Genomic DNA, 23,302 nt, shown 5'->3' with positions numbered 1-23,302 from the left:
CTATGCGTTTAATAACTCTAATTATTATTGCTCTTAGTTTTAGTCCTTTTGCCTACAGCAAGATTGTCTGGCTTGATGAACAATGGAAGGAAACAAGTAAAGAAGCGGCTTCATTTTATATTGAAGTTCCTTTAGATAGAGATGGTAAGGCTTGGATCGCGGAGATTTACTACAAGGAAAATGATCAACTGCGTTTTAAAACGAAGATTACACAAGATTCCATTTTTCATCCGGAGGTAAATCTAATAGGTGACCACTATTACTATTTTAAAAATGGGGATATTCAGTCGAAAGGTTCACTTGATGAGAATGGACAGGGGAATGGCAAGGTCGTTGGTTATTTTGAGAATACTCCTGAGAAAATATGCTCTATCGCATATTTTATAAATGGTGTGAAACATGGTCCAGAACTAAGTTTTTATAGTAAAGGCGGGCTTTCCACAGAAAGCGAATATCAAAACGGAAAGCTTCATGGTTTACAAAAGTTTTATTCCCAACAAGGTGTGCTATCTGAGCAAAGAAGCTATGAAGATGGTCAATTACATGGACCACAAAAAATCTGGGGTGAAGAAGGTGCCATTCTGGTTTTAGTGGAGCATTACCAATCTGGTAAAAAGCATGGCCAACAAACACGCTATTTCGCCGACGGGACGCTTGCAGAGAGCAAGTTCTATTCACAGGATACCCTTATAGGAAATCGAGAATCATTCTATTCAGACGGCAGACTGAAAGAGCGTGAACGCTATGATGAAAACGGTCGCCGAATGGAAAGAACTTATTTTTATGATCACAATGCTCAAAGAGTCGAACAGATATGGAGTTATACGGATAGAGGGGTTACTGAAGATAAGAGGCGCTACCAAGATGAGCAACTTATACAGCACGAACGCATATTTACGGGAGAAAACACTCTTGCAGGGCAAGTAATCGAAGAAGAGTTTGATCCCCAAGGTACGCTAATTGCTCGCAAAGAAACTCGTAATGGGAAGTTATATGGGGAGCATATCTGGTATGAGAAGATCGACCGCTCTGAGTACCGAATTTCGAATACTGGCTACTATGTCGATGGTTTACAGCATGGAAGGTATCTAAGTAAGGCTCAAGATGGAAGTACCTTGGAACAGGGACAATATTTTATGGGCGAAAAGATTGGACCTTGGCTTTATAGAGCTCCCAATAGTGAACGCACAGTTATCTATGATGCGTATGGTAAGAAGCACGGAGAAGAACGAGAGCTGGCTTCGAATGGTACAGTCATCAGTCATGCAACTTATCATCATGGACAGTTAGATGGGTTATATGAGCGGTATGATGATGATCGAACACTGCTTGAATCGGGTATATATAAACTGGGTGTCAAAGATGGAGCATGGTTAGAGCTAGAGACCACGGGGTACAGTAATAATTACGTATCTAAAGGGGAATATCGGCAAGGTAATCGAGTAGGTTTGTGGGTTTCAACAACTAAGAGTGGATATGAAATTGGCCGTAGTAACTATAATGATGAAGGTCAATTACATGGAATTCGTTACCACATGGATCCCAATGGTAGTGGTGCATTAACGAAAGTAGAGCACTATGTGAGTGGCCTAATCGTGGGGAAGCAGTTCCAATATCGTGATGGTAAACTCGCAAAAGTGACGCTCTATGATGAAAATGGACAGAAGCAGAAAGTAATATTTCAGGATCCTGAAGTGAAGGAAGTTTTTGATCTCGAATCGCTACTATTTAATTAATACAAGGTTTGCCTATAGAGGTCGCTGACTTACTTCTGTGCTGTCTCTGATTACCAGTTTGCAGCGATCGTTATAAGAGAGTTCAAGTTTCGATACAAAAGTAATATTACTTTTTAAGCCTGTCTCAATGACAGGCTTTTTTATTGCATTTTTATTTCAATGTTTATGTGAAGTGTTTGAACAACTTAGGTTATGCTTAATGGAGAAATTAAGTATGTGATGTAAGGAACACAGCAATTGAAACACGTTTCGATCGAACAATGGATGCCCGGTTTTAATCAACTGAAACACTATGAACGTTCATGGTTTAAAGATGACCTCCGAGCCGCATTATCTGTGGTAGCTGTCGCCTTGCCAGTTGCTATTGCTTATGCGCAGTTAACTGGAGTGTCTGCGATTGTTGGTCTGTATTCGTGTGTGCTTCCTATGCTGGTTTATGCCTTGTTCGGAACCTCTCGGCAGTTAATCATTGGTCCTGATGCCGCAACTTGTGCGGTTATTGCTGCGGTGGTTACGCCTTTAGCCGCAGGCGACCCGACTAAACATTGGCAGCTTGTTATGACCATGACGGCGATGACCGGTATCTGGTGTATTTTAGCCAGCCGTTTCAAGCTGGGTGTTCTGGCGGATTTCCTATCAAGACCCATTTTGCTTGGCTTGCTTAATGGTGTGGCGTTGACCATTATTGTTGGTCAGTTTGCGAAGATATTCGGTTTGAAGTTTGAGCAGCGTTATCTGTTGGAACGATTGTATGAAACTCCTTCACTGTTGATGAGTCCTCATTGGCAAACCTTGATGATCAGTACCACGACTGTGGTTGTGTACTTGGCTTCAAAACGCTTTCGACCTCAATGGCCAGCAGCAATGTTTGCCATTTTCATTACTGGTGTGATGGTTTGGCTGATGAAGTTAGACACTGTCGGTGTACAAGTGGTGGGTGTTATACAAGGTGGGTTGCCAGCGTTTCAGGCTCCGACATTTGATATTGGTGTTTCTCGTGAACTTGTGGTTCCAGCGCTTAACTTAGCGGTAGTAAGCTTCGTGAGTATGATGCTGACCGCACGTAGTTTTGCAGCGAAAAACGGCTATGACATTGATGCAGACAAAGAATTTCAGGCATTGGGACTTGCGAATCTCGCGTCTGCATTTTCGCAAGGCTTTGCGATTAGTGGCGCAGATTCTCGCACCGCAGTGAATGATGCAAACGGCGGGAAATCACAACTGGTTTCAGTGATTGCAGCGGCGGTGATTGGGGCAATAGCGATATTCGCGTATCAGCCATTACAGTACATTCCGATTGCGGCACTTGGTGTTGTGCTGATTATTGCATCGATGTCTCTGCTGGATTTAAAAGGGGTTTGGCAACTTCGCAAACGCAATAAAGATGCGTTTTATCTTGCTTCTATTACGTTGGTGTCAGTGCTGGTTATTGGCGTTATTCCCGGTATCACTTTGGCGGTATTGTTGGGGTTGTTTCAGTTCCTTCGTGTGGTTATGCGTCCGGGAGACCAAGTATTAGGTTTGGATAAAAAGGGTACGGTACGTTCGATTGATCCTTCAGGCAAAGCGACAGCGATTCCGGGTTTGATCATTTATCGTTTTAACTCTCCGCTCACTTACTTTAACGCGCCGTACTTTAAGCGCCGTCTATTGGAGCTCTCAGAAGCTGGTGGCAGTGATGTTGTTTGTGTGGTGGTGGATGCGGTCTCCAGCTTTACCCACTTAGATCTCAGTGTGATGGCGATGTTGGGTGATGTTCAGTCGATTCTGAAAAAACGAGGCATTCGCTTAGTGATCGCAGGGCGAAAACGCAGCCTACGTAAATGGTGTGAGTTAACGGGCGTGCCTGTTGGTGACGGTGGGGTAGTGCTTCGTGCCGACCTCTATTTAGCGATTAAGCTCAGCGGTTGTTATCAAGAAGCGGTTCAAGAAGGTCAGGTGCCACCGGTGCAGAAAGAAGACGATCCAAACGAGAATACAACCAATGCGACTCCCGAAGTTGCTTAATTTTCAAATCAAAAAAGAGCCTGTATCTACAGGCTCTTTTCGTATTCGGATGTTGAGATTAAAGCGGTTTAGCGACTTCAATCACTAGCTTGCCGAAGTTCTTACCTTCTAGCAGGCCAATTAGCTGTTCTGGAGCATTTGCCAAACCAACTTCAACTTGTTCACGGTATTTGATCTTACCTTCTGCTACCCATTTATTCATGTCTGCAGCAAACTCGCCGTAGCGGTGACCGTAGTCATCAAAAATAATGAAGCCTTGAACTTTTAGACGTTTAGTCAGGATCAGACCTGTTAGTTGAGACAAACGGTCTGGACCTTCAGGTAGTGACGTTGCGTTGTATTGAGCAATCAAACCACACACTGGCATACGAGCTTTGGTGTTCAACAGAGGCATAACTGCATCGAATACTTTACCGCCCACGTTTTCGAAGTACACATCGATACCTTGTGGACAAGCTGCCTTAAGCTGCTCTGCAAAATCTTCCGCTTTATGGTTGATACAAGCGTCCATACCCAGTACTTCAACTGCATAACGACATTTCTCTTCACCACCAGCAATACCAACAACGCGGCAGCCTTTGATTTTACCAATCTGACCAACTGTTGAACCTACTGGACCTGTTGCTGAAGCAACAACAATGGTTTCACCCGCTTGTGGTGCACCGATATCCAAAAGACCCATGTAGGCGGTAAAGCCTGGCATACCAAGAATACCTAACGCCCATGAAGGGTTTGTTGGGTTCGCACCTAGTTTCAATAGGCCTGCGCCATTGGATAGTGAGTATTTCTGCCAACCGGTCGTGTATGAAAGAACCCATTCACCAACCTGGAAATCAGGGTTGTTTGATGCTTCAACCTGACACACAGTGCCACCAATCATGACGTCATTGATTGCTAGAGGTTCAGCATAAGATTCAGCATCACTCATGCGGCCGCGCATGTATGGATCGAGTGATAAGTAGATAGTACGCAGTAGAACTTCGCCTTCTTTTGGTTCTGGTTTAGCAACGGTTTCTAAGCGAAAGTTTTCTGGTGTTGGTGCACCTACAGGGCGTGATGCCAACACGATACGTTGGTTTGTTGAGTCAGTCATTGAACTTTCCTTTTATATTTCTAGAATAATTAGACCAGTCGTCTAGTGTTCGTTTCAAAAAAACCGCTACGGAAATAGCGGATGAATTTGTTAAATCGGCACAGGTTAGCCGTTGTCGATATCGCTTAGTTGAGCTGTTCACCTTTTAAAACTTGTTCGGTTACTTTTAGCGCCTGAACTAAGCTCGCGTCATCGAGACGAATTTTGTTTATTAAGCTTGCACCAATCCAAAGGTTGTACAGCAGCTCTGAAGTTTGGCGGCTATCTTTTACGTTTATTTCGCCGGACTGAATACCTTTTTCAATGTGTTCTGCCACGGTAATAATCACGCGGTCTGTGCCTTTATGCAGCGCCAAGCGCATCGGCTCAGATAAATCAGAGACTTCACCTGCGAGTTTCACCACTAAGCATTTACCAGTTTGGCACGCACTACTGTTTTGTTCCATCCAGTAACGCCAATATTGCATGAGCTTTTCATACTCACTCATATCACTGTTGGCGAACAGGTTTTCGAGCTTCTGCTGGTAGTGATTGAAGTAATCTTGCAGCAGCGCTTCTCCAAATTGTTCTTTGGATTTGAAGTAGTGATAGAAAGAACCTTTCGGTACTTCAGCATTTTTCAATAGCTCAGACAGGCCAACACCGGTAAACCCTTTGCTGGCAACCAGTTCATAGCCAATGTCTAAAATATGCTGTTTGGTGTCGTGTGATTTTTCGTTCATGGGCGGCAATATAATTTAAATTAGACCAGTCGTCTAGTGATTTTTAAAATGAACCTTAAAGCACAAATTGCGCTTATTTGCTCAATGAAATTGAACTTAAAAATCAGGATCGATTTGGAAGTGCATACGCTCTTTTGTGTAGGGATGATCAAAGCTCAGACTTTCTGCGTGCAGATGAAGGCGCTTATCTTTTTGTCCGTATAGGTCATCGCCGACAATCGCCATATTCAGGCCGTCGGCGTGAGCACAATGCACGCGAAGCTGGTGCGTTCGACCTGTTTTTGGGTATAAGTAAACTCTGCTTTTGCCTTCATCACTGCTGATTTTTTGCCAAAAGGTTTCGGCTGGTTTGCCGTGCTCGTAGCAAACCATTTGGCGAGGTCGGTCATCTAAATCACCACGCAGAGGAAGGGTTATTTCACCAGAATCCGCTGTCAGTTCGCCGCTCAATAGTGCTACGTAGCGCTTCTCAACGCCGCGAGTAATAAACTGCTTTTGCAAACTCTTGTTCGCGCGGCGAGTGAGTGCAAACACTAATATTCCAGATGTCGACATATCTAACCGATGCAGAACAAAAGGGCCTTCTACGTCGGTAAACATTGCCTCTAAGCGGGTTAGAACCGAATCTTTGATATTCACACCGGGTACAGACAAAAACTCAGCGGGTTTGTTGACGACGACAATCGCTTCATCTTGATAGAGGATCTCTATCTCTTTACCGTCAGCGGGGTTTTCAAGCAACGGATTGTCATCCAGTTCAATACCCTCAAGCATGTGGCCTAATATCGGATGGCACTTGTTGTTACATGCCGGATAATATTTCTTATGCTGGCGGATTTCAGATTTTGGTGAACGACCCCACCAGAATTCCGCTAATGCAATCGGCTTTAGTTGGTGTGCAAAAGCGTATTGCAACAATTTAGGGGCCGCACATTCGCCAGAACCGGCTGGTGGAATAGGGTTCGCCGTGCCTTCAAAGATGTCGACCAGCGATTTTTCATCACCCTGCTGATTTAAAAACTGATATTGCGAGAACAGCTTTTTCTGCAAAGCAGCAGAAAGCTGCTTACGCTTTTCTTTGAGTTCATCGAGCTGCTTTTGGTGTTGTTCAAGTTCCGCTTGAAGCTGTGCTAACTCGTTATCCCACTTTTGTTTGAGATGCTTGAGCTGATTCTTTTCAGTGACGCTCTGCTGTGCAAGTTGTTCAAAAAGCTCAGTTATCTCATCGTTAGACATGTTTTTAGGCGGTGTTTGACGCAATAATTTGCGCTGCTTGCGTCCTTCAATCATCACTTGACGATGGGATTCAATTTCTTGCTCTGCTTGCTTTTGACAAGCTTGAATCGACTCAGTTAACTGCGCAGAAATTGGCGACTCATTCAGCTCTCGAACTTGGCGGTTAATCTCTGCAATTTGATTGGCTTCCAAGCGGAAGAAGGTCTCGTCTTCAAAACGATCAAATACTGGCGGCACGAAGTGAGGCTGTTGCAGCTTTTCCGCCAGCAGACCAGAAAAGGCGGAGAGGTAACCTAGTTCGCCTTTTTGATTTTGTACCACTAACACGCCAAACATTTTGCCGTGAGAATCGGGTTCATTTTCAGTGAGCCCGAAAGGGTGTGTCCAATCGGTCTGAGTTTCAATATGTTGCTGTAGCTCTTTGGCGGCGATTTCGCTTAGCGGATGAGGTTCATAGCAAAACGGAAAAGTAAAACGCTCCGGTAGTGTGTATTCAGAAATGTCAGTCTGAAATGGGGTAAAACAGTGATCGGAGTGCTTCATAAAGCTGGAACCTCTTTTAGGTCAACAAAACCTAGATAGATATAAGCGCGGAATTTTACTGGGCGCAGAGGGAAAATCCATCATTTTGTTTGTTTCCCCATAATTACCAAAACGATGCCGCCTAGAATCAGTGCGCTGACAAGGGTCAGGTGCAGGGTAAATGTTTCTCCCACCAGTAGGGTTCCGCCTGCTATGGCAATCACAGGTACAGACAATTGAGCGACAGAAGCCTGCAACATGGACAGATGACTGATCACTCGATACCACAAAATGTAGCCAGCAGCAGAAGCAATACTGCCGGAAAGCAAAGCGAGGACGATACCTTTGGAGGAGCTTGAATCTAGGTTCACCATCCACGGTGTCAGTAATACGCAAAGTAGCCCAGCGACCCAAAATCCTTGAGAAATGGCTGAAATAGGGTTGCCGCTGTTGCGGCCGACCAGAGTAAAGACAGCCCATGCTAACCCCGAAAGAATCATCAACAGAGCGGAGAGAATATCGGGTCTGGTGACGCTGGGTGCCATGAGATAAACAAAACCGGATATAGAAACAACTAAACCCACAAGTTCTAATGCGTTGATTCTGTTCCCTTGGAAAAAGTGCGCCGCAAGTAAGCTAAGTTGCACCGTACCAAACAGAAGCAGAGCGCCTGTTCCGGTTGATAGCTCCAAGTAGGCAATAGAAAAACACAATGCATAAGTAAACAGAGCCAATCCAGCTTTGATGGCGAACATCGGCTGGTAGCGCCTCTCTGTCTTTTTCACCATCACACTGTGTAAAACAATCAAAGTAATGGCCCCTGAAACCAGACGAAGGTAAGTAAAGGTGGTGGCATCAATTGTTTGGTCTTGCAACGCTAGGCGACACAAAATGGAGTTTGCTGCGAAAGCAAACATGGTAACGACAGTTAAGAAAACAGGTGACACTATGATTAACCTTCTTGCTATGTTCTGGATAATTTAAGGTTAAACACATGTATACAACAAACTTTAATTTACTCTGATAATCAAACTAACTACACTTTAGAAAATTTGATTATCAAAGTATTTATTATGCAAACTCCAAGTTGTCCTCAAACGCAGACGTTTTCATACACCAACGAAAAAGGTGAAAAACGTACCCTTTATGTTCTGCTACTTACCGTTGTCACCATGGCTGTCGAGATTGTTGCGGGTAGTTTTTATGGATCTATGGCCTTGCTTGCTGACGGCTGGCATATGGGTACACACGCCGCTGCATTTTGTATCACGTTGTTCACTTATCGCTATGCCCGTAAACATGAGAAAACCCGAGCGTACACCTTTGGTACTGGTAAAGTTGGTGTTTTGGGTGGATACACAAGTGCAATCGGCTTAGGTTTGGTGGCGTTAGTAATGGCTGGAGAATCCATTCATCGCTTGTTTAACCCGCTAAGTATTCAGTTTAATGAAGCGATTATTGTTGCTGTCGTAGGTCTTGTGGTAAACGTCGCCAGTATGTTTTTATTGCACGACCATCACGACCATCACGACCATCACGACCATCACGACCATCACGACCATCACGACCATCACGACCATCACGACCATGCTCATGAGCATCATCATGATCACAACCTTACGGCGGCTTACATGCATGTGCTGGCTGATGCGTTAACTTCGTTATTGGCTATCGCGGCTTTGATAGTAGGTAAATATTTAGGTTGGGTGTGGTTAGACCCAATCATGGGTATTGTTGGTGCTCTTGTGATTACTAAGTGGGCAGTAGGTTTAATGAAGCAAACAGCGCCTATTTTGCTTGATGCTCATATCAGCCATGACTATGAAACGAAAGTGCTCGCCAAACTTACTGAAGCAGGCGCAAAAGTAATTGATATTCACGTGTGGAAAGTCAGTGCGAATCATTATTCTGCGGCGATACGAATGTCTGCTGAGTCGAATAAAGATGCACTGTACTTTAGACAGGTGTTGAAAGAGTTTGATAGACTCCACCACCTTACGCTAGAAGTAAACCCGCTTTAAAGGCTATGACATATGCACCAGTTGACCGAGCTTAACAACCTGATTACTGAGTTCTACGACAAGATGTCCTCTTGGGAGATGTCCGTTGTTAAAGAAACAGGGTACTCATTGGCTCAAATTCATACTCTTGAGGTGTTAGGCTCTCACGGTGCAATGCGAATGAAAGAGTTAGCGAATCGACTGAGCATTACAACGGGAACACTAACCGTTCAAGTGGAAAAATTGGTTCAGGCGGGGCTAATAGAACGTCAATCCATCGAAGGGGATCGACGTTCTATTCAGGTTACTTTGACTGAAGAAGGGAAAGAGGTGTTTCAACAACACAACGCTTTGCACATGTCGCTCACTGAAGAGCTCACTCGTCGTTTTAGTGCTGAGCAGCAAAAGAATCTGGCTCAAATGCTGACGCTAATCAATCAAGAGTTCTAACTCTCTCTAACTTCCCGCTCTAAAGCATTGGGACTACGGAAAGCAAGAGTAGTCCTCCCATCGCTCCGTTAAACCAGCGCACATATTTCGGATGATGCATCCATTGACTAAGCTGTTTACCTGCCGCCGTCCAGACACTGACTGAAGGAACATTCACCATCGCAAATACAATTGCAATAATGGCTAAACCAACCCAGCTGGTGGTGTAGTTGTAAACACTCACTGCGGTCAAAGCCATTGACCAGCCTTTCGGATTCACCCACTGAAACATGGCTGCTGAGAGAAAAGTCATTGGTTTATAGGTCGTACTGCTTTGACTTGGCTTACTAAGCACAATTTTGACAGCCAGATAAACTAAATAGCCTAAACACAGCCAGTGCAGTACCTGTTGAATGATAGGGTATTGTTGGAACACGCCAATCAAACCTATACCAACCAAAATGATCATGATGCTAAAGCCAAAAGTGACACCAGCCATATGAGGGATGGTTTTTTTGAAGCCAACATTCGCTCCAGACGTCATCAACATAATGTTGTTGGGACCAGGGGAAAACGTGGATACAAACGCAAACATCACTAAAGGCCACCATTGATATAAATCCATTTTCTCTCCTGCAATTGTTATCAAATGATGGAAAAATTGTAATTGGATGCGAACGCAATTTTGTGCTTATATTTGTGTCTACTGCAATTTAAAAGCAATAAAATTTAGCTATGGATAGATTTGACGAAAGAATATTGTTTGAGCTTCAGGGCGACGGAAGAATCTCAAATGTCGAGTTGGCTGAAAGAGTGGGATTATCGCCTTCGGCCACGTTAAGACGAGTGCAAGAACTGGAGAGAACCAAAGTGATCAAAGGTTATCGCGCTGTATTGGACAAAAATCAGCTTGAAGTCGGTTTTATTGCTTATGTCTCTATAGGTTTAAATAGCCACACTAAGCAGTCGCAACTCGCATTTGAAGATCATGTTCGTTATGCCAAGGAAGTGGTGGAATGCCATAACATTACAGGCATGAATGAGTATCTGCTGCGCGTGGAAACTAAGGATCTAAATTCGTATAAGCGCTTTCACTCAAATGTCTTGGGTGAAAGTCCACAAGTGAAATCCATCTCGACCATGGTGGTGATGGATTCGCCGAAAGATGAGCGGCAATAGAGATTCGAAAACGTACAATACAAAAAAGGCGACGGAATTTAACCATCGCCTTTGTGTTTATGTTAGCGCTACAAACGTTTTAAACGCGGAAGTGGCTAAGTTGTTCTTTCTGCTGCTCTGCAAGTGCTGAAAGTTCTTGGCTTGCTGCCGCTGACTGGGTAATACCAGCAACGTTCTGGCTTACCAATTCATAGATAGTTGCCAAGTTGCGGTTAATATCCGAAGTCACATGGTTTTGTTCTTCAGAAGCTGAGGCAACTTGCGTGTTGATGCCATTCAGTTCCGAAATCGCCAGACTAATATTGTTGAGATATTCACTTACCTGATCGCCCAATGCTTGATTGGTTTCAATCATCTTCAAGCTCATATTCATACTGTCATTAGCAATGCCAGATTTGCTTTGCAGCTCTTCAATAATGAGCTGAATTTCCTGAGTAGATTGCTGAGTACGTGCCGCGAGCATACGGACTTCGTCGGCAACGACAGCAAAGCCACGACCGCTTTCTCCGGCACGCGCCGCTTCAATTGCCGCGTTCAAAGCCAGCAAGTTGGTTTGTTCAGAAATGCCTTCAATCACTTCGATGACCTGACCAATTTGCTCAGACTGTTCTTTCAAACCATTCACAACCAATGCTGCTTCATTAAGCTGGCGAGCCATGTCGATACTTGCTTTGTGGCTTTGTTCGAATATCGCCAAGCTCTCTTTTGCTTGCTGATTTGCTTGTTGTGCTGCTTGCTCTGCTTGAGAAGCATTGTCGGTCACACTCTGAGCGGCACTTTCAAGCTGGTTTACCGCTGAAGCCACTTGTTCCACTTCTTGCTTTTCTTGGTCAGAGTTAACACTTGATTGTGTCATCACTGCCGCAAGTTCTGTTGAAGCTGAAGCGACTTCGACACTAATGCGGATTAATGTTTCAACTGTTTGGCGCAGCTGTTTGGTTGTGGCGTTGATGTCACGAGTCAGTGCACTCACTTCGTTGTTGCCTTCAACTTCAGCTTCAACTAGCAAGTTACCTTTCGCAACTTCACGCATAATCGTTTGTAGACTCTGAATCGGCTTAACGATGATGCCCGCTAAAAGCCAACTGCAAAGTGCCGCAAGAATTAACACGGTGACAAATCCAATCATGGAGTTTTGCATTACTGTACCGTGATGATTTTCGGAAGCTCTGACACTTTCCAGCGCAAGCACGTTTAGCCTGCTTGAAAGTGCTTCAATGGCTTTGACCATTTGTGCTCCAGCATCTCTGTAAGCCGCAGAGGCCTGCTGATATTTACTGTCAAAGCTTGAATCGAGATTGGTTTGGTTATGCTTAGTTTTAAGCAATGGGATCATAGTGTTAAGAGAGTAATCTACATAATACTTCATCGCTTTTTGCAGCGCGGTGACTTCTGGCTGTAGACCTTGAACTGTGTTTAGAGATTGAAGAAGCTGAAGGTTCTTTGCTTCGTTCTCTTTTAGTACGGATTGAAGACGTGCGACTTCGTCAGGAGTGAACAAGCTATAGATAGCACTGATGCGCATACTATAGGTGTTGTTAACAATATTAGTAACATCATCTTTGTGCTCAACAAGCTGCTCGGTGGATTGAGTAACATTATTGAACGCAGTTTTAAGACTTGATGAGCTATATGTAATACCAACAGTCAGAAGAAGCATAGTAACAAGCACAGGCACGACAACCTGTAACTTGATAGACAACCCGGAGATCAGCTTTCGCATGATTTATCCTTATGTAAATAGTAGTAATTATTATTTGATATTTTTGTAACTTAGGGAGTTTATCGATTTAGAGTAATAATTCAATTATCTCTAACTTCAAAATAGTCAAGTTTTGCCTAGTATTTGAGCATTTGTGCTGCCTTTTTGAAGATTGTCTGATTTTTTACTCAGGTGATAACGTTCCCAATTGAAATTTTATTTGAAATGAGAAACTGGGTACATATGTTTTGAGGGCTTTATTTCAATTTGTCATGCAGTTTTCAACGAACTGAAACACAACTGTCACATTTGGATTCTAAAGTGAATCCCGTTCCAGTAAATCAACGGCAAATAAATTAGCCACTTAAGGAAAGAATGTGATGAAAAAGACAGTAATCGGTGCAATCGCTCTTCTAGGCGCCCTAGCAATTAGCCCTGTTTCAGCAAAAGAAACTATCTCAGCAGTGGGTTCTAGCAGCGTAACACCACTGATGGAAGTTTTCTCAGAAACATACATGAAAACAAACTCGGACGTTTTTATTGAAGTACAAGGCCCAGGCTCTTCTGCTGGTATCAAAGCAGCGAAGAATGGCAGTGCAGATATTGGTATGTCTTCTCGTGGTCTGAAAGACTCTGAAAAAGAATCAAACCTAGTAGAAGAAGTGATTGCTCGCGATGGTATCGCGGTAGTTGTTCACCCAAGTAACAAAGTGAAAGGCCTAACAGCAGAGCAAGTTTCTGAAATCTACAAAGGCGAAATCACTAACTGGAAACAAGTTGGTGGTGAAGACAAACCAATCGTAGCGATCACTCGTGATACAGCTTCTGGTACTCGTGGCGCGTTCGAAGAAATCATGGAACTTAAGAAAAAAGTTTCTGGTAAAGAAGTTTCAGCTATCTCTCAGCGTGCACAAGTTGCGAACGGTAACGGTGGTCTGAAAACTATGGTTGCTTCTAACCCATATGCGATTGGCTACATCTCTCTAGGTACTGTAGACGGTTCAGTTCATGCTCTTGCAATCGACGGTAGCCCTGCAACTGTAGAGAACGTTAAATCAGGCAGCTACAAAGTTGCTCGTCCTTTCCTAGTGCTTTACAAGAAAGGTGCTCCATCTGCATCAACGCAAAAGTTCCTAGACTGGATGCTATCGGATGAAGCTCAAAAAATCGTTGCTTCACACCACTACATCTCAGTGAACTAAGATTTAAATATTTAAGCTTTGCTCAGCCCGCCTTGGGCTGGGCTTTTGTATTACATACCGGCGAACTAATGAATGTTAGCTAGCTCGGTAGGTGAGATTGAGAACATCTATGACCATCGCAAATAGTGACAAGCTTATGGATATCGAAAAGACGCAAGCAAAGCGTAAACTGCGTGCACAAAAGCGCGTAGATTGGAAGGAGCGTTTCTTCCACGGTTTGTTTTTGACGAGTGCCGTTATCGGTATCGTTTCTCTAGCTGTTATTGCCTACTTCATCGTTAGAGAGAGTATTCCTGCATTCCAAGAAGTTGGCGTTTCTGGAATCGTTCTTGGCCAAGACTGGTTACCACCGGCGTTATACGGTGTGGCTACCATGATTGTGGCATCGGTTGTTTCTACTTTCGGAGCGGTAATTGTTGGTGTTCCTATCGGTGTGCTGACGGCAATTTTTATCGCAGAGATTGCTCCTAAAAGTGTTGCGGACATCATTCGCCCAGCGGTTGAATTATTGGCGGGTATCCCTTCGGTTGTTTATGGCTTCTTCGGCCTAGTCATTATCGTTCCACTAATCCAGAACATTTTCCAAGTACCGGCGGGTAACACAATCCTAGCTGGGATTATTGTTCTTGGTGTGATGATTCTGCCAACTGTAATCACTGTATCTGAAACGTCGATCCGAGCTGTACCCCGTGCTTACAAAGAAGGTTCTCTGGCTCTTGGCGCTTCAAACATCTACACCATTTTCAAACTTCTCGTCCCGGCGGCACGTTCAGGCATTATGACTGGTGTGATTCTGGGCATTGGCCGCGCGCTTGGTGAAACCATGGCGATCATCATGGTGATGGGTAACGCGCCAGCAATGCCTGAAGGTATTCTTGACTCTGCGCGTACTTTGACGGCAAACATTGCTATTGAGATGTCTTATGCCAGTGGCGTTCACGCCAACGCGCTGTATGCAACCGGTGTTGTGTTGCTTGTGTTTATCATGATGCTTAACGCGGCTCTTCTGTACCTAAACCGTGAGAAAGCGAGGTAACGACTATGAGTTTCGCAAATCAAAAAAGAGCGGATCGCGCAAAACTAAAACAAGCACGTGAATTTAAAGACAACGTTTTAAGAGCGTTTATCTGGCTTGCGGCGGCTTTAACGGTTGGTTTTCTGTTCTGGATTATCTGGTACATCCTATCTAACGGTTTAAAACACGTGGATTGGGCATTCGTCACGGACGACTACACTCGTACTGGTGATGAACACGGTATTTTCCCGATGATCATCTCAACCATTTATATGGTGGTAGCTTCAATCGCGGTTGCTGCACCGATGGGTATCATGACGGCGATCTATCTTACCGAATATGCCAAAGTCGGCAGTAAGCTGGTGAAGATAATCCGTTTCTGTACCGAATCATTAGCGGGTATTCCATCGATCATCTTTGGTCTGTTTGGTATGACGTTCTTTGTTGTGATTCTTGGTTTAGGATTCTCGATTCTTTCGGGCGCATTAACCCTAAGTATCCTGATTCTGCCAGTGATCATTCGTACCACAGAAGAAGCATTAATGGCGGTACCACAAACGTATCGCGAAGGCTCTTATGGTCTTGGCGCTTCAAAAATTTACACCATCTGGCGTCTCATTTTGCCAAGTGCGATCCCAGGTATTCTAACTTCTGTCATTTTGAGTATTGGCCGCGTTATCGGTGAGTCAGCACCGGTGTTCTTAACCGCAGGTATGGTAGCTCGTGTTCCTGATTCTCTTTTGGATTCAGGTCGAACATTGACGGTTCACCTTTACAAACTGACAACTGAACTATTCACGATTGAAGAGTGGAATCAAGCGTACGGAACAGCCACTGTGCTGATTGTTGTTGTGTTGCTCATCAACATGGTTACCAAGTTAATCGCTAAGCGATTCAACACGGCAACTTACTAATCCGATACGACTGACAGAATTTAAGAGACACGACAATGAACAAATTTAATATTGAAAATCTGGATTTATTCTACGGCGAAAACCAAGCGCTGAAATCTATCAACCTGCCAATTCCTACTCGTCAAGTGACGGCGCTGATTGGTCCATCTGGTTGTGGTAAATCAACGCTATTACGCTGCTTGAACCGCATGAACGATCTTATCGAAGGCGTCACCATCAAAGGCAAGCTTGAGATGGATGGTCAGGATATTTATGGCAATGTTGATGTTGCAGATATCCGTATTCGTGTAGGTATGGTTTTCCAAAAGCCGAACCCATTCCCTATGAGCATCTACGAAAACGTGGCGTACGGTCTGCGTGCTCAAGGTGTGAAAGATAAGAAACATATTGATGAAGTGGTAGAACGTTCACTGCGTGGTGCAGCGCTTTGGGATGAAGTGAAAGATCGTTTGAAGTCACACGCGTTTGGTTTATCGGGTGGTCAGCAGCAACGTCTATGTATTGCTCGCACTATCGCAATGGAACCGGATGTGATCCTGATGGACGAACCGACGTCAGCTCTTGACCCAATTGCAACACACAAAATTGAAGAGTTGATGGAAGAGTTAAAGAAAAACTACACCATCGTTATCGTTACTCACTCAATGCAGCAAGCGCGTCGTATTTCTGATCGCACCGCATTCTTCCTGATGGGGGAGTTAGTTGAGCATGACGATACGCAGGTGATTTTCAGTCAACCAAAAGATGACAGAACAAAAGGCTACGTGAACGGTGATTTCGGCTAATCGCAACGCATTCACCAAAGAGATGTCATCACTGACAACGCTTACTGGCTAACACTATATAACTATAAAGCGATGGTAACCTTGCCCCTCATAATGAGGGGCCTTTTTTTGATGCTTCATTACATACATTTTTTGGTCGGCAATGTGAATTAATTGGTTGATGTCGGTAGCATCATTTGGATAGGAGCTGACGCCAATACTGGTATTTAAAGCGCGATATTGATTGTCACCGACAACAAATTCGTGTTCAAAACACTGCTCAATAAGACTTTTCATCCCTTCTAGTTCCAGCGGCTCTACACTGTTAATAATGAGTGCAAACTCATCACCACCCATACGGAAAAGTTCATAATCGAAGGTCGGAATATGAGACAAACGTTTGGTTACCTGTTGTAAAACAGAATCACCAGCCAAATGCCCAAAGTCATCATTGATGGCTTTAAAACCGTTGAGATCCAACAGGAACAGCGAGTAATGACTACTATTAGGTCGATGTGAAATGGAGCGAAACATCGACAATCGGTTGCCGATATCGGTCAGCGGGTCCGTTAACGCTAACAAACGATGGTATTGAGCCTCTTTGTACCAAATAAAACTCACCAAGCCGATGGATATAAACAGCAGCAGAATGAGTGCATATTGAATATTGGTTACATACTCAGCTTGCGCCTTCTGCTCTAAATACATAGGGCTTTGAATTTTGAAGTTATCGTTAATGTATTGAATCACGTCCTGATAAAGAGCTTCGGTTCTCGTTGTGAAGTTAGCGAGTGACTGCTCGTCGTTGACGCTCACCAATAAGGATTCAAGTAGCTTGAAATGGTCAAATGTATTTTTGAAGTAGTGCAGCGTGCCGTCTATTTCTAAGAATTCATCCGCTTCGCTGTTATGCAAAATTAGATCAAAACGGCTCCAAGTAAGCTCATATTTTAGCTTCACATTTACGAGATCTTCTGGGGTATCGAGAGCATGAGGCATGATAGATACCAGCTCTGTAAATTCTTTGGTTAGGTAGAACAAAAACCAAGTGGCTTTATGTTGCTTATAGGTGTAGGAACGAGCTAACTCCTTGGTTGAAGTTAGCGTATAGAGATTAGCGATCATTAAAACAACAGAGACGATCAGTAATAACGTCTTTGTTCGTTGAATTAAAGGATGTAACTGCTTACTTTGAGAGGCTGCAATCATTTGTATTTAATCGATATCTCTTTAAGTTGCCATACCATTTGAGTGTGGTATTCCGGCGTATCTGTTTGCGGAAACGTTGACATATCGTAAATAAACCAGAATGGGCCTTTGTCGCGTACTCGCATGGGTTCGCCATTAATGGCGTAAGCCACAATTGGAGTGTAGCGCTTCAAATCATCAATAGAAGTTGTGGATGAGTAGTCGTTCAAAGCGATAAAGGAAACACTGGCTACATCTTTGGTTTTTAAATAACTCAACAAATCGATCATGGTGAAACCAGTAAAGACTGCGGCGTCAGGGTTGCTTCCCCAAGGAGTGCTAGTGGTAAAACTCACAACAGGTAACTCGCTTTTGAGCTGATGCATCGACAGTACAACTGGTGCTTGATCTGGCAGTCTTACAGTTAAGTCATACGCAGACGCGAAAGTACTAATAAAGAGTAGAGAAGCAGCTAAAATCCGTTTCATTCCATTCATTCACTTTTATATGTTGAGCGCTATTTGTACATAAATCGTCTGCAAAACGATCTATTAAGAGTTTTCCTACGAAATTATACGGTGCATATCTAGCCAGTTCTATTTTTTATTAAGACTTATAGTGCTTAAGCTAGGTTGTTTAGGACTAATAACTGGGGTTTTATGCAATGAGGTGAATGAAGTTCTGGGGATAGATATGGAGGGAGTTTTATATCATTTCAGCACAAGGGAATAAAAAAGGCTTCAACGAGTGAAGCCTTTTGTTTGCGAGTCTGAAATTAGAAAATCAAATGTGCAACACCAGCGATAACCGGTAGTGTGATTAATGTACGTAGAATGAAGATAACAAATAGTTCTACGAAGTTAACCGGAATACGGCTGCCTAGCATTAGCGCACCGACTTCAGACATGTAAATAAGCTGAGTAACAGACATTGCTGCGATAACAAAGCGCGTCATCTCATTATCAATTGAAGCTGCAAGGATTGCAGGAATGAACATGTCTGCAAAGCCAACCACAATTGTTTGAGATGCTTGAACCGCTTCCGGTACGCCTAATAGCTCTAGGTAAGGAATAAATGGTTGACCTAGAATCGAGAACACAGAGGTGTATTCAGCAATAACAAGAGCAACAGTACCTAAACCCATAACAACTGGAAGTACACCGAATACCATGTCGATAGCGTTACGAATACCTTCGCCAAACACCGACTTGAATGATTTCACTTGGCCAGCTTTCGTTAGTGCAAGCTCCATACCCCAAGAAAAAGACGAGTGACCTGCTGGAATCGCATCTGCATCCGCATCAGGTTTTGAACCATCAATGAAAGTGTTCTTCTTCAAGCTTAATGGTGGCAGGCGAGGAATAATGATCGCCGCAACAAAACCAGCTAAACAGATAGCGCCGTAAAATGGCAGGAATAAATGTTCCAATTCTACCTGAGCAATAACCACTAGACTGAACGTGATAGATACTGCTGAGAAGGTTGTACCGACAACAGCGGCTTCACGTTGAGTGTAGAATTTGTCTTCATATTGCTTACTTGTCAGTAGGATACCTACGCTGCCGTCACCTAACCAAGAAGCCACACAGTCAATTGCACTGCGGCCCGGTAGGTTAAACAGAGGACGCATGATTTTGCTTAGTAGCGCGCCCATCAGTTCTAACAAACCAAAGTTAAGCAGTAGTGGCAGTAGCAGACCGGCAAAAATGAACACCGAGAATAGCGTTGGTAATAAGCTTTCCAGAACTAAACCACCTGTGTCTCCTTCCCAGATAGCTTCAGGACCAACTTTGAAGAAAGTCATGATTACCGCTGCACCGCCAATGACTCGTACAGCTAACCATAACCAAGAAGGGTTAAATAGGTTGTTTAAGAATGGCTTCTCAACAATGAATGCCGGTTTGAAAAGTTTCGTCGCAAAAGAAGCAACCGACATAAATGCAATAATAGTGGTAATAATTGCAACTAAAGAGTCACCAAACAAAGCTTGTAATGATTTTGCTAATACAGCGACAGGAATGGTGAATGAACCGTCATAACTGATCGGTGCCATAAATAGGAACACCCCGATCAGAGAAGGGATCAGGAACATCCATAAACTTCCAGAAGATTTCTGTTCTACTGGAGTATCTAGTGTTTGAGCGTTATCTTGCATTATTTTTCTCGTGTTACTACTAGTCAATTAACACCATGTCCTTGGTATATTAATTCACTAAACATCCGTATTTACTCATTGGCGCGAGAATATCTATTTTTTGATGTCTAAGCAATACTATTCATCAAAAAAGAGTAAATATTCATTCCTTTGCACTCTGAGAATGGCAAATCATGGTGATTTGTTTCGTTATTGTTACACTGGTGAAGGATTTGTTTAAAATCATTTGTGTGCTTAATGTGATATTGGGCACAGACTTGTGGATTTAGAAGCGGGCTAAAACTGGGTGGGTTTATATAAGTTACAGAATTATAAAGAAAAGCTCTTGGTTATTAGACCAAGAGCTAGAATATGAGGATTGACAGAGGAAGAATATTGCCTTTAGGCGCTAGGCTGGGTCTGTATTTGTTAATGAAATTTTATCGATGGCATTTAAGCTTACGCGCAACGCATCGTCGAACTCCTTATACACATTCTCTTCACCTACAAGATGAATAATTCCCGCCCTGTCTAGCTTTTGTGTCACGCGTGGGTTCGCCCCTGAAATGAGCACAGTGACATTTTTATGATGGAAGTTCTCGATGATTTCTTCGAGAGCCTGCAGTCCGGTAATGTCCATAAATGGCACCCATCTTAAACGGATGATCAGAATCTTTGGTGTTTCCTGAATGCTGGTCATCACTCGTTCAAACGTTTCGGCTGCGGCAAAGAAGAACGGTCCATCGAGTGCATAAATAGCTAATTCACGCGGTAATGCACTCTTGCCATGACGCTGCAAATCAGGCGTTAACTCTTCCGCCGTAGGTGCTTTCACTTCCACGCTAGAAGCCATACGCTTCACAAAGTGAAGAATCGCGATGATCACACCAATGTTTACCGCCACAACTAGGTCTGCGAATACAGTCAAACTGAAGGTAATAAGCAGGATAACCACATCAGCCTTGGGTGCGCGTTTTACCAACTTTAAGAAGTGTGGAAGCTCACTCATGTTCCAAGCAACGACGAATAGAATCGCGCTCAGTGTTGCCAATGGAATGTTCACTGCCAGTGGCGCCAGAACGAGTAAGATAACGACAAGTGTTAAGGCGTGAATAATGCCTGCAAGCGGGCTATTACCGCCATTGCGAATATTGGTCGCGGTGCGGGCAATAGCGCCTGTTGCTGCAATACCACCAAAAATAGGTGCGATGATATTGGCAATGCCTTGGCCCACTAATTCTTGGTTTGAGTTGTGTTTAGTGCCCGCCATACCATCCGCAACAACCGCAGAAAGCAAAGATTCAATCGCGCCAAGCATAGCGATAGCAAAGGCAGGACCGATTAACTGAATAATCTGAGAAAAGGAGATATCAGGGACGGAAAGCTCTGGTAAACCTTGCGGAATACCACCAAAAGCTGAACCTATGGTGCGCACGCCTTCAAAGCCGACAACATACTGCAATGTGGTCACCACCACCAGTGCCAGCAATGGCCCCGGAATGCGTGATAACTTTGGAATCTTAGGCGCTGCAATGACCAATACCAAAGACAATAAAGCCAATAAGGTCGTTGTTAAATGAAACTGTGGGAACGCATGGAAAATAGAAATCAGTTTTTGATGAAAATGCGCGCCGCTGATCTGAGGCAAACCAAAGAAATCTTGCCATTGACCGACCCAAATAATGACACCAATACCACTGGTAAAGCCGACGATAACTGGATCTGGGATATAACGAATAATACTGCCGAGTTTGGTTACACCCAGAATCAGTAGAATGACCCCCGCCATCATAGTCGCGACTTGCAAGCCGCTCACGCCATACTGAGCAACAATTCCCGCCAGAATAACGATAAATGCACCAGTAGGACCTGCAATTTGAACTCGCGAACCACCGAAGATAGAGACAATTAAGCCTGCGATAATCGCGGTATAAATACCTTGTTCAGGTTTCACCCCTGATGCAATCGCGAATGCCATCGCTAAAGGAAGAGCAACCACCCCGACAATCAATCCCGCACTTAAATTATTTAACCAATTCTTACTTTTAAGCAGACCTGCTTTATGGGATTCATAGATGGCAAACATATCAATAGCCTTAAAAATGGTGTGGTAATCGAACGGCGTCTGATTCTACGCTCATTTCATATCCTGTAAAGGTAGGATTCAGATAGATTTTTTGCAGCGAAATTTAGGTAAAAAAAGCACTTTTCCAGAGGAAAAGTTGCACTCGTGTGAGGCATTCGTAATGAATTTTTACCAATAGGTTATTGGCTTAACACTCTTAATGTCAGAGAGCTTGGGTTATAGTGTTCGCGCCTTATAAAACATCAAACTACAAACATTATGAAAAAACGCCTTTTACCTATTCCTCTGATTTTGCTCACTCCTATTGTTTTACTCGTCGTAGTTGTTGTGGCGGGTGTTTATCGCTTTTCATTGTCTGATCAAGAAATCATGGCGAAATTCCCCACGACAACCAAACACAAAGATCCGATTGCTCAAGCAGTGTTTGGATTGGACGTACCCAACCCAATCACCGTTCCGGTTCCTGAAACCCCAAGCTTTGCATTTATTGAGTCTTGGGATGAGCAGCAGCGCTGGGTGGGCGGCACTTATGATTCGGGAAGCGAGCGTGGCTCTGTCGCATTGGATACTCAACTAATGCTTAAGTTGGAAGGCTTTGAAGAGCAACATGGTTATCTTTCGGTGATTCGTGTTTCGAATCAGGGCTCAGGCGTATTCAACTATTTAGCCTTATTTAAATATGACTCACTCAGATCTCGAATGGTGATGGTCAGCAGCCAGCTTTTAGGGGATCGTGTCGATGTACAATCGTTGGTACAAAATGGTGGCAACGTAACCGTGACACTTTTAAGCCATGAAAATAATGTGGCTTTTTCTGAGGCAGCAACGGAATCTGTGTCTATACTGTTTTCGATATCGGAGAAATATCAGCTATCTCTATCCAATTAGGAACGCAGTTTCAGCAGGGTAGGTGCATAGTAGGATAATGGCTTAGTGATACTCAGTTGTTTGAGGAAACTTCTTGGCTGAAGTTGAAAGTTTATTTTTGAGTTTCTATCATTTGCCTAGCAGAACACTTTTTGAGCAAAAAATGGAGTTTGACATGATTAATAAGCGTTTCTTTAAGACAAAAGATGAAGTAGAAGTGACATTTGAGCTGGATGCACCTGATGTCGCATCGAATGTCGCTATTGTTGCTGATTTTCTTGATTGGCAGCCTCAGCCGATGAAGAAAGTTGCAAAATCCAGTGTGTTTAAGTTTAAAACCCGCCTACCAAAAGATTCTAATTACCAGTTCCGTTATCTTTTAGACGAAGAACTTTGGGTGAATGATCCACAGGCTGATCAATATATTCCCAATGGCTATGGCGAAGATAACTGCATGGTATCCACACACCAATAAATTCGTTTAGATACCATATAGTTAAAAGTAA

At 43.6% G+C, this 23,302-nt stretch carries 21 protein-coding genes; 11 read left to right on the top strand and 10 right to left on the bottom strand.

Annotation, left to right across the window (positions count from 1 at the left end; translation table 11 throughout):
* The first annotated feature begins 2 nt into the window (after positions 1–2).
* Together P4S58_RS20090 and P4S58_RS20085 are read left to right on the top strand one after the other, a co-directional pair.
* Positions 3–1,736 (top strand): toxin-antitoxin system YwqK family antitoxin, encoded by a 1,734-nt coding sequence (locus P4S58_RS20090; protein WP_337165385.1) that lies wholly within the window; start codon positions 3–5, stop codon positions 1,734–1,736.
* Positions 1,737–2,000: 264 nt separating this feature from the next.
* Positions 2,001–3,743 (top strand): SulP family inorganic anion transporter, encoded by a 1,743-nt coding sequence (locus P4S58_RS20085; protein ID WP_337165848.1) that lies wholly within the window; start codon positions 2,001–2,003, stop codon positions 3,741–3,743.
* Positions 3,744–3,801: 58 nt separating this feature from the next.
* Here P4S58_RS20085 and P4S58_RS20080 read toward each other — a convergent pair whose 3' ends face one another.
* From P4S58_RS20080 to P4S58_RS20065, 4 genes are all read right to left on the bottom strand, one after another.
* Positions 3,802–4,836 carry an NADP-dependent oxidoreductase gene (locus P4S58_RS20080; protein WP_337165384.1) on the bottom strand — a complete coding sequence of 345 codons (1,035 nt, stop codon included), beginning with the start codon at positions 4,834–4,836 and terminating at the stop codon, positions 3,802–3,804.
* Between the two features lie 125 nt (positions 4,837–4,961).
* A complete protein-coding gene (locus P4S58_RS20075; protein WP_269348499.1) occupies positions 4,962–5,558 on the bottom strand; it encodes a TetR/AcrR family transcriptional regulator in 597 nt (198 codons plus the stop codon).
* A gap of 96 nt (positions 5,559–5,654) precedes the next feature.
* Positions 5,655–7,337, bottom strand: a complete 1,683-nt coding sequence (locus P4S58_RS20070; protein WP_102965180.1) for an RluA family pseudouridine synthase — start codon at positions 7,335–7,337, stop codon at positions 5,655–5,657.
* An 80-nt stretch (positions 7,338–7,417) separates the two neighbouring features.
* Positions 7,418–8,263, bottom strand: a complete 846-nt coding sequence (locus tag P4S58_RS20065) for a DMT family transporter (RefSeq protein WP_337165377.1) — start codon at positions 8,261–8,263, stop codon at positions 7,418–7,420.
* Between the two features lie 126 nt (positions 8,264–8,389).
* On the opposite strand from P4S58_RS20065, the gene dmeF reads away from it, so the two are divergent.
* Together dmeF and P4S58_RS20055 are read left to right on the top strand one after the other, a co-directional pair.
* Positions 8,390–9,337 (top strand): CDF family Co(II)/Ni(II) efflux transporter DmeF, encoded by a 948-nt coding sequence (gene dmeF / locus P4S58_RS20060; protein ID WP_337165375.1) that lies wholly within the window; start codon positions 8,390–8,392, stop codon positions 9,335–9,337.
* A gap of 12 nt (positions 9,338–9,349) precedes the next feature.
* Positions 9,350–9,766 (top strand): MarR family winged helix-turn-helix transcriptional regulator, encoded by a 417-nt coding sequence (locus P4S58_RS20055; protein ID WP_042485470.1) that lies wholly within the window; start codon positions 9,350–9,352, stop codon positions 9,764–9,766.
* A 19-nt stretch (positions 9,767–9,785) separates the two neighbouring features.
* Here P4S58_RS20055 and P4S58_RS20050 read toward each other — a convergent pair whose 3' ends face one another.
* Complete coding sequence (locus P4S58_RS20050) at positions 9,786–10,370, bottom strand: LysE family translocator (RefSeq protein ID WP_042485474.1); 585 nt, start codon at positions 10,368–10,370, stop codon at positions 9,786–9,788.
* A 110-nt stretch (positions 10,371–10,480) separates the two neighbouring features.
* Here P4S58_RS20050 and P4S58_RS20045 point away from each other — a divergent pair, with 110 nt between their 5' ends.
* Positions 10,481–10,924: an Lrp/AsnC family transcriptional regulator gene (locus P4S58_RS20045; protein ID WP_042485477.1), complete on the top strand. Its 444-nt coding sequence runs from the start codon at positions 10,481–10,483 to the stop codon at positions 10,922–10,924.
* Positions 10,925–11,003: 79 nt separating this feature from the next.
* On the opposite strand, the gene P4S58_RS20040 is transcribed toward P4S58_RS20045, so the two are convergent.
* Entirely contained in the window at positions 11,004–12,647 is a 1,644-nt protein-coding gene (locus tag P4S58_RS20040; RefSeq protein ID WP_337165374.1) for a methyl-accepting chemotaxis protein, read from the bottom strand.
* A gap of 359 nt (positions 12,648–13,006) precedes the next feature.
* On the opposite strand from P4S58_RS20040, the gene P4S58_RS20035 reads away from it, so the two are divergent.
* From P4S58_RS20035 to pstB, 4 genes are all read left to right on the top strand, one after another.
* A complete protein-coding gene (locus P4S58_RS20035; protein ID WP_102953691.1) occupies positions 13,007–13,828 on the top strand; it encodes a phosphate ABC transporter substrate-binding protein in 822 nt (273 codons plus the stop codon).
* A gap of 109 nt (positions 13,829–13,937) precedes the next feature.
* Positions 13,938–14,864, top strand: coding sequence for a phosphate ABC transporter permease subunit PstC (gene pstC / locus P4S58_RS20030; protein ID WP_042485484.1), 927 nt, complete (start codon positions 13,938–13,940; stop codon positions 14,862–14,864).
* 5 nt (positions 14,865–14,869) lie between these two features.
* Positions 14,870–15,757, top strand: coding sequence for a phosphate ABC transporter permease PstA (pstA, locus tag P4S58_RS20025; protein ID WP_102953690.1), 888 nt, complete (start codon positions 14,870–14,872; stop codon positions 15,755–15,757).
* A 35-nt stretch (positions 15,758–15,792) separates the two neighbouring features.
* Positions 15,793–16,542: a phosphate ABC transporter ATP-binding protein PstB gene (pstB, locus tag P4S58_RS20020; protein ID WP_042485491.1), complete on the top strand. Its 750-nt coding sequence runs from the start codon at positions 15,793–15,795 to the stop codon at positions 16,540–16,542.
* Positions 16,543–16,596: 54 nt separating this feature from the next.
* Here pstB and P4S58_RS20015 read toward each other — a convergent pair whose 3' ends face one another.
* From P4S58_RS20015 to P4S58_RS20000, 4 genes are all read right to left on the bottom strand, one after another.
* The gene (locus P4S58_RS20015; protein WP_337165371.1) at positions 16,597–17,730 is read right to left on the bottom strand and encodes a GGDEF domain-containing protein; all 1,134 of its coding nucleotides are present in this window, start codon (positions 17,728–17,730) and stop codon (positions 16,597–16,599) included.
* Positions 17,727–18,197 carry a molybdopterin-dependent oxidoreductase gene (locus P4S58_RS20010; RefSeq protein ID WP_102965184.1) on the bottom strand — a complete coding sequence of 157 codons (471 nt, stop codon included), beginning with the start codon at positions 18,195–18,197 and terminating at the stop codon, positions 17,727–17,729. Before P4S58_RS20010 ends, P4S58_RS20015 begins: the two co-directional genes overlap by 4 nt.
* Positions 18,198–18,484: 287 nt before the next feature.
* Positions 18,485–19,864, bottom strand: a complete 1,380-nt coding sequence (locus tag P4S58_RS20005) for a YjiH family protein (protein WP_337165370.1) — start codon at positions 19,862–19,864, stop codon at positions 18,485–18,487.
* 388 nt (positions 19,865–20,252) lie between these two features.
* Positions 20,253–21,929 (bottom strand): SulP family inorganic anion transporter, encoded by a 1,677-nt coding sequence (locus P4S58_RS20000; protein ID WP_337165369.1) that lies wholly within the window; start codon positions 21,927–21,929, stop codon positions 20,253–20,255.
* 258 nt (positions 21,930–22,187) lie between these two features.
* Between P4S58_RS20000 and P4S58_RS19995 the strand changes: the two genes are divergently transcribed.
* Positions 22,188–22,817 (top strand): hypothetical protein, encoded by a 630-nt coding sequence (locus tag P4S58_RS19995; RefSeq protein WP_337165368.1) that lies wholly within the window; start codon positions 22,188–22,190, stop codon positions 22,815–22,817.
* A gap of 154 nt (positions 22,818–22,971) precedes the next feature.
* Positions 22,972–23,271, top strand: a complete 300-nt coding sequence (locus P4S58_RS19990; RefSeq protein ID WP_042485941.1) for an isoamylase early set domain-containing protein — start codon at positions 22,972–22,974, stop codon at positions 23,269–23,271.
* The last annotated feature ends 31 nt before the right edge of the window (positions 23,272–23,302 follow it).

This window comes from Vibrio sp. Hal054, from assembly GCF_037162405.1.
Lineage (GTDB): Bacteria > Pseudomonadota > Gammaproteobacteria > Enterobacterales > Vibrionaceae > Vibrio > Vibrio diazotrophicus.
The sequence above is the reverse complement of the archived record's forward strand: the minus strand, read 5'-3'. Positions and strand labels throughout refer to the sequence as shown.